The organism is Ornithinimicrobium sp. (genome assembly GCF_030537745.1).
GTDB lineage: Bacteria > Actinomycetota > Actinomycetes > Actinomycetales > Dermatophilaceae > Ornithinicoccus.
In genome coordinates, this window is record NZ_JAUNVI010000097.1 from 1 (window position 1) to 7,123 (window position 7,123).

General features: G+C 68.5%; 7 protein-coding genes. 4 read left to right on the plus strand and 3 right to left on the minus strand.

Annotated elements, in window-relative coordinates:
- Positions 1–861 (minus strand): 30S ribosomal protein S2 (rpsB, locus tag Q4P07_RS13605; RefSeq protein WP_303375458.1); only part of this gene is annotated, 861 nt, incomplete at its 3' end.
- A gap of 254 nt (positions 862–1,115) precedes the next feature.
- Here rpsB and Q4P07_RS13610 point away from each other — a divergent pair.
- The 4 genes from Q4P07_RS13610 (at position 1,116) to Q4P07_RS13625 (ending at position 5,293) form a co-directional block, all read left to right on the plus strand.
- Positions 1,116–2,300 carry a pyridoxal phosphate-dependent aminotransferase gene (locus tag Q4P07_RS13610; protein WP_303375459.1) on the plus strand — a complete coding sequence of 395 codons (1,185 nt, stop codon included), beginning with the start codon at positions 1,116–1,118 and terminating at the stop codon, positions 2,298–2,300.
- 5 nt (positions 2,301–2,305) lie between these two features.
- On the plus strand, positions 2,306–2,839 hold the full coding sequence (locus Q4P07_RS13615; protein WP_303375460.1) for an RDD family protein: 534 nt from the start codon (positions 2,306–2,308) through the stop codon (positions 2,837–2,839).
- A gap of 2 nt (positions 2,840–2,841) precedes the next feature.
- Positions 2,842–3,753, plus strand: coding sequence for a tyrosine recombinase XerC (locus Q4P07_RS13620; protein ID WP_303375463.1), 912 nt, complete (start codon positions 2,842–2,844; stop codon positions 3,751–3,753).
- A gap of 229 nt (positions 3,754–3,982) precedes the next feature.
- Entirely contained in the window at positions 3,983–5,293 is a 1,311-nt protein-coding gene (locus Q4P07_RS13625; RefSeq protein ID WP_303375461.1) for a DUF2254 domain-containing protein, read from the plus strand.
- 39 nt (positions 5,294–5,332) lie between these two features.
- Here Q4P07_RS13625 and Q4P07_RS13630 read toward each other — a convergent pair whose 3' ends face one another.
- Both Q4P07_RS13630 and dprA read right to left on the minus strand, forming a co-directional pair.
- The gene (locus Q4P07_RS13630; protein WP_303375462.1) at positions 5,333–5,974 is read right to left on the minus strand and encodes a M23 family metallopeptidase; all 642 of its coding nucleotides are present in this window, start codon (positions 5,972–5,974) and stop codon (positions 5,333–5,335) included.
- A partial coding sequence (gene dprA, locus Q4P07_RS13635) for a DNA-processing protein DprA (protein WP_368660287.1) occupies positions 5,971–7,123 on the minus strand: 1,153 nt, incomplete at its 5' end. The genes dprA and Q4P07_RS13630, both read right to left, overlap by 4 nt.

Below are 7,123 nucleotides of genomic sequence, written 5' to 3' on the forward strand. Positions count from 1 at the left end.
CTCAGTGACCTCAGCAGCGGGGGCCTCGGCGGCCTCAGGAGCAGGTGCCTCAGTGACCTCAGCAGCGGGCGCGGCAGCGGCGTCCGTCTCGGCTCCCGCGAGAAGCTCGCGCTCCCACTCAGCCATCGGCTCGAGTGCTTCCCCACCTTCGGTGGCACCGGAGTCACCGCCGGAGCGAGACATCAGACCATCAGCCACGGCGTCCGCGACCACACGGGTCAGCAGCGCGACGGAACGGATCGCGTCGTCGTTGCCTGGGATCTTGTAGTCGACCTCGTCGGGGTCACAGTTGGTGTCCAGGATCGCGATGACGGGCAGGCCGAGCTTGCGGGCCTCGGTAACGGCGAGGTGCTCCTTCTTGGTGTCCACGACCCAGACGGCCGAGGGCACGCGCTGCATGTCGCGGATGCCACCGAGCTCCTTGGTGAGCTTCTCGTGCTCACGGCGCATCATCAGGAGTTCCTTCTTGGTGCGGCCGCTGGCGGCGACGTCGTCGAAGTCGACCTCGTCGAGCTCCTTCATACGCGCGAGGCGCTTGGAGATCGTCTGGAAGTTAGTGAGCATGCCACCGAGCCAGCGGTGGTTGACGTAAGGCATCCCGACCCGGGTCGCCTGCTCCGCGATGGTTTCCTGCGCCTGCCTCTTGGTGCCGACGAAGAGGATCGCGCCGCCGTGGGCGACGGTCTGCTTCACGAAGTCGTACGCCTCGTTGAGGTAGGTGAGCGACTGCTGCAGGTCGATGATGTAGATGCCATTGCGCTCGGTCATGATGAAGCGCTTCATCTTGGGGTTCCAGCGACGGGTCTGGTGCCCGAAGTGGACGCCGCTCTCGAGGAGCTGGCGCATGGTGACGACGGCCATGCCGTGTCTCACTTTCTCGTAGGGTGCAGTTATTTCCTGGCCAGAGGACACTCCCAACCCACCACCGGATGGTCGTGGGACCGCGGGGAGGAGACGTCGGCTGAGCAGCCGACCACGCCCTGGCGCGAATTCGTCTGGCGAACCGCCTGTCTTCGCAGGCAGGGCGGACACTCCACACGTGGCTATATCGTAGGCCACGGGGACGCTACTGACCCAATCCGCACTGGGCGCCGCGCGCTCGCTACCGTGACGCCATGGCCCTTGTCCCACGCATGCAGGAGTTCGGTACCACCGTCTTCGCCGAGATGACCCAACGAGCGCTCCAGTTCGACGCGGTCAACCTCGGCCAGGGTTTCCCTGACACCGACGGTCCGGCCGAGCTGATCGAGATCGCGGCGCACGGTCTGCGCTCCGGCCTCAACCAGTACGCCCCGGCCCGCGGGCTGCCGGTGCTGCGGCAGGCGGTGGCCGACCATCAACGCCGGTTCTACGACATACCTCTTGATCCGGACACCCAGGTGCTGGTCACGGTCGGCGCGACCGAAGCCATCGCTGCCTCGATCCTGGCGCTGGCCGACACCGGCGATGAGGTCCTGGTCATCGAGCCGTACTACGACTCCTACGCGGCGTGCATTGCCCTGGCCGGAGCGCAGCGCCGCAGCGTGTCGCTGCGCTTCCCGGACCTTGCCCTGGACGTCGACGCCCTCCGCGCCGCAGTGACCGACCGGACGCGGGTGCTGCTGCTCAACACCCCGCACAACCCGACCGGCAAGGTCTTCAGCCGTGAGGAGCTCGACGCCGTCGCGGCCATCGCGCTGGAGCACGACCTGGTGGTGATCTCGGACGAGGTCTATGAGCACCTCGTCTTCGACGGCCTGCGCCACATCCCGATCTCCACGCTGCCCGGCATGGCAGAACGGACGCTGACCATCTCCTCGGTCGGCAAGTCCTTCTCGCTGACCGGTTGGAAGACCGGCTGGGTGAGTGGTCCGGCAGAACTGGTCGGAGCGGTGGCCAGCGTCAAGCAGTTCCTCACCTTCGTCGGGGTTACCCATGTCCAGCCCGCCGTCGCCCACGGGCTGGGGCTGCCGGACGAGTTCTTCACCGGCTTCGCCGAGCAGCTGCAGGGCAAGCGCGATCTGCTGGTGGCCGCGCTGACCGACGTCGGCGTCCCCGTCTCGCCTTGCCAGGGCACCTACTTCGTGATCGCCGACTTCGCCGGCCACGGCGTCACCGACGCGGTGGAGTTTTGTCGTCGCCTGCCGCAGGACGTGGGTGTCGTCGGCGTCCCGGTGTCGGCCTTCTGCGACCACCCCGAGCAGGTGGCTTCACTGGTCCGGTTTGCCTTCTGCAAGCAGGACGACGTCCTCAAGGAGGCGGCCCGCCGCCTGCGTAGCTTGCGCAATGACGGCAATCACTCGAGGGTGATGACACCCTGAGAGGTATGAGGCCACCCGCCGGACGTGCACGCCCCTGGGTCCGGGTGCGTTCGTGGCTGGGTGACTGGGTCGTGGTCGCAGGTTGGCTCGTGCTGCTGGGACTGCTCTCGTTCTTCTTGCTCGATGGCTTTTCCGCTACGCCTGTAGACCCTCCATCCGCTGCGGAGCTGCTGCCCTACGACCTGCTGATCGCGGTCGCGACGGTCCTGCCCTTCCTGCTCTACCTCGTGGTCACGGAGTCGTCGGCGTCGCACGCGAGCCTCGGCAAGCGCTGGAACCACCTGACCGTGCGCTCAATCTCCGGTGCTGCCCCGAGCCGGCGCTCGGTCTGGATCCGCAACCTGGTCAAGGTGCTGCCCTGGCAGTTGGCCCATCTGGCGGTCTCCCGCTTCATCCTGGACACGCAACTGCCGACCGCGATTATCTTCGACGTGGCGGCGCTGGCGCTTCTCGGGCTGGTCGCGGTGCCCGCGTTAACCGGTGGTCAGGGCCTGCATGACCGGCTGGCGGGCACTGTCGTGACACGGGTCCCGAGGTGAGGCTGACCGTGATCCCCGAGGGCGTCATCGCCGCTTTCGAGCAGCACCTCCTCCTTGAGAAGGGCCGCTCGCCGCACACTGTGCGCGCCTACCTGGCGGACCTACGCGGGCTGCAGGACTACCTCATGAGCGCTGGCGTCGACGGCCCCGGCGACGTCCGCCTGGCTGACCTGCGCGGCTGGCTAGGCGCCCAGGGCGACGCTGGCGCCTCTCGGTCGACGATCTCGCGAAGGTCTGCTGCTGCCAAGACGTTCTTCCGGTGGGCAGTGCGACACGGCCACGTCGCTGCGGATCCGTCCCTGCGCCTAGTGGCTCCCGGCAAGGCGCACCACCTCCCAGGGGTCCTCAAGAAAGAGCAGGCCGGTGACCTCATGACTCTGGCTGCGGTCGCCTCCGACGATGCTGACCCCGTCCATGTCCGCAACCGCGCCATGCTCGAGCTCCTGTATGCCTCAGGGATGCGCGTCGGCGAACTGACCGGTCTGGACGTCGACGACGTGGACTTGCAGACAGAGACGGCGCGGGTGCTGGGCAAGGGCGACAAGGAGCGGATCGTGCCGTTTGGCGCCCCGGCGGCCGAGGCGATCGACCTCTGGGTGCGGACCGCCCGTCCCGCCCTGGTCACGACAGTGTCGGGACCGGCACTGTTCCTGGGCCGCCGCGGGCGACGCGTCGACCAGCGCCAGGTCCGGTCCTCGCTGCAGGCGCTGCTCGCGCACTTGCCGGACATCCCGCACCTGGGTCCGCACGGCCTTCGACACAGCGCCGCCACCCACCTCCTCGACGGCGGGGCAGACCTACGGACCGTGCAGGAGCTCCTGGGCCACGCGAGTCTGGCCACCACCCAGATCTACACGCACGTCTCTGTGGAGCGGCTCCGCTCCGCCTATCAGCAAGCCCACCCCCGCGCCTGACCGGACGGTCCGCGCTGCCACTCCGGGCGGTCGCCCATGACGCACCGGACGGTCCGCGCTGCCATCTCCCTCCTGTCGATGAGCAGGCTCGGCACACGAGGCAGGGTGGGACCGGTCAGGGGCCGCGATGCTGCGGCGATCGCGGGGGCGGCCACGGATCCCGGGGTGCTCTCACGGGTGAGCGGCACGTTGTCGACCGGTGCCGGAGCTACCTGGCATGCTCCTGGGTATGACGTCACGCACCTCCGAGGGCTCGCCACACGCGGGGAGCGACGCCGACACCGACACCGACAACCTCGGGGCGCTACCCCGCACCCGGTCGATCAGCCGGTGGGACCGGATCTGGCGCCCCTTCTGGGTCCTGCCGATGGTCATCATCGTCGCCGCCACCGTCGCTGGCATCTTCCTCCCCGAATTTGACCGGTCCTTTCAAGGCGAGCTCCCATACGTCTTCCGAGGCGGGCCGAACGGGGCCCGCGACATGCTCGGCACCATCGCGGGCGCGATGATCTCTGTGACCGGTCTGGTCTTCTCCATCACGATGGTCGTGATGCAGCTGGCCAGCAGTCAGTTCAGTCCGCGCGTCCTCAGCGACTTCCTCGCCAACCGGGTCACCCAGACGACGTTGGGGATCTTTGCCGCGAGCTTCACGTACGCGCTGACGGTCCTACGCTCCGTTCTGGACGAATCCGGCGTGAGCGCGGGCTTCGTGCCCCAGATCTCGGTGACGGTGGCGTTCCTCCTCGTGCTGGCCAGCGTCGCGATGTTCCTGGCCTTCATCCACCACATGACCAACTCGATCCAGGTGTCCTCGATCGTGGCTCACCTCGGTAACGTCACGCTCGACGTCGTGGATCGCTACCTACCCGAGCCGGACGCGCCCGGCGCCCGCCTAGGCACGGACTCGTGGAAACCAGGCCCCGGGATGACGTCCCAGTCGGTGCTGGCGCAGGAGCACGGGTCAGTGGTCGAGGTCGATCACCGTGAGTTGCTCTCCTGGGCGGCCGAGCATGACGCCGTCGTCGAAGTGCTCCCGCAGGTCGGCGCCTTTGTGCCGAAGGGGATGCCCGCGATCCGGGTCTGGCGTGCGGCGGGGTCTGCGGCGCTGGAGGAGGATCAACTCGGCTCGCTGCGACGCAAGGTCATGGTGGAGAAGGACCGGGTCTTCAACCAGGACCCGGCTTACGGCATCCGCAAACTCGTCGACATCGCTGATCGGGCCCTGTCGCCAGGAATTAACGACCCCACGACCTCCGTGCAGGTGCTCGACGAACTGCACCGGATACTGCGGCTGGCCGTCACCCGTGCCGAACTCCCGGCCCTCGTCACCTACGAGCAGGTGGTCCGCCTCGTGCACCGACCCCAGCGGGTCTCCCTGCTCATCGATCTTGCCCTGGCCGAGCCACTCCACTACGGCAAGGAGTCGATCCAGGTGCCATCCCGGATCATCTCCCTCGTCGAGGACCTGCTGACCGTCGCGCTCCCCGAGCACCAGTCGACGTTGCGGCACTGGTTGGACGAGGCACGCAGCGTCGCCTAGCCGAGCAGACCGCCGACCTCGAGCCACCCCACGGCACTCTCAGTCGGTGACCGGCAGCAGCGAGAGCTCGAGATCGAGAAGCAGCGGAGTGGGGTCTACATAGGCGTCCTTGCCCCGGACGGCGCCAAGGTGCAGGCAGGACCGCAGCACACAATGGCCTCCGAGGTCGAGGGTGCCGACGAGGTCGCCGCGGCCCACCCTGGAGCCCCTGGGCGATCTTTCCGAGACCGGCTGATAGGTCGAGCGCAGACCGTTGGAGTGCGTGACCGAGATGATGCCCACTCCGGCGATCTGGCCGGAGAAGCTGACCACCCCGGCGTCGACCGCCAGCACCGGCTCACCGATCACGCCCGCCAGATCTATACCTCGATGCCCCGGCAACCATCGCTGCGACGGAAGGTCAAAGCCGTTGACGATCTGCGGTCTGCCCATCAACGGCCAGCCCCACGCAGAGGTCACGCCCCGATCCGTCCGCAGCCCGACCGCCGCGGAGAGGGCAGACGCGCCCACCGCGTCCAACGCCGCGCCGTCGGTGGGTGCACTCTGCCTCTGCTGGGCGACGTGTGATTGATGCGCCGCGGCCGCAGACTGCCCTCCCCCTGCCAGCCCGGTCATCAGCAGGCAGGCCGTCGCCAACGCCACCCCTCGGACACCCCGGGCCGCGAACCCCTGCGAACTCATGGGCAGGTCCTGCGCTTCCAGCCGTCGAGCAGCTGCTCGACCATGCCGCGCTGCTCGAGCTGCGAGAGCGCGACCAGCACTTCGCGCAGCCCCAGCCCTGACCGCACCATGAGCTCGTCGACGCTGGCCGACCTACGCGGCCGCAGCCACTGCCACACGCGCTTGCACTCGGGGGGCAGGTCGTCCTCCTCCCGACTCCGCCCGCGCTTCAACGGAGCGAGGTCCTCACCGATGCGACCCACGACCTCAGCGACCTCGGGCGCGTCCGTGACGAGCGTCGCGCCCCAGCGGATCTCCTCATGGCAACCCGCGGACTGCTGGGAGGTGACAGGCCCCGGCACGGCCATCAGGTGCCTGCCCAGCTCCCGGGCGTACTTGGCCGTGGTGCGGGCCCCAGAGCGCAGGCCAGCCTCCACCACTACGGTGCCGGCCGCCAGCGCGGCGATCAGCCTGTTTCGCGCAAGAAACCGCATCCGGGCAGGGGCACCACCGGGCGGCGTCTCGCTCACGAGCGCCCCCCACCGTCCGATCTGGGCCAGCAGCTCGGCATTGGCACGCGGGTAGGGCACATCCACTCCGCCGGCCAGCACAGCGACCGTGGCCCCGCCCACCGCGAGAGCGCCGCGGTGGGCTGCCGCGTCAATCCCGAACGCGGCACCGGAGACGATCGTGAACCCACTCTCCGCCAGCGTCAGCGCCATCGACGCGGTGACTTCGTCGCCGTACGTGGTGCTGGCCCTCGCGCCGACGATCGCCACGCTGCGCTCGGTGGCCTCCCCCAGCTCGAGGGGACCCTTCACCCACAGGCACCACGGCGGTCGGTCCAGATCGTCGACGGCAGTCGGCCACTCCGGCTCGCCCGGGACCAACGTGCGCACCCCGAGCGCCCGACAGATCTGGTCGTCATCGGCCCCGGTCGCCTGGGGCAGGCGGCCTTGCAGACGAGCCAGTGACGCACCATCAGGAGTGCGTCCATCGCGCAGTGCGTAGCCCACCAGATCACGCACGCCTAACTGCGTGACCAGCTCCTGGATGGTGTCGTCATAAGGTTCGGCGATCCGTGCCAACAGGAGACGAGCCGCGCGATCGGTCAGTGCACCGCGCCCGGTCATGAAACCTTCACCCCGGCAATCTGACGGAGGGTCAGAG

Coding starts and splice junctions, on each gene's coding strand:
- Q4P07_RS13610 (WP_303375459.1), top strand. CDS start 1,116: ATGGCCCTTGTCCCACGCATGCAGGAGTTCGGTACCACCGTCTTCGCC.
- Q4P07_RS13625 (WP_303375461.1), top strand. CDS start 3,983: ATGACGTCACGCACCTCCGAGGGCTCGCCACACGCGGGGAGCGACGCC.
- Q4P07_RS13615 (WP_303375460.1), top strand. CDS start 2,306: ATGAGGCCACCCGCCGGACGTGCACGCCCCTGGGTCCGGGTGCGTTCG.
- Q4P07_RS13630 (WP_303375462.1), bottom strand. CDS start 5,974: ATGAGTTCGCAGGGGTTCGCGGCCCGGGGTGTCCGAGGGGTGGCGTTG.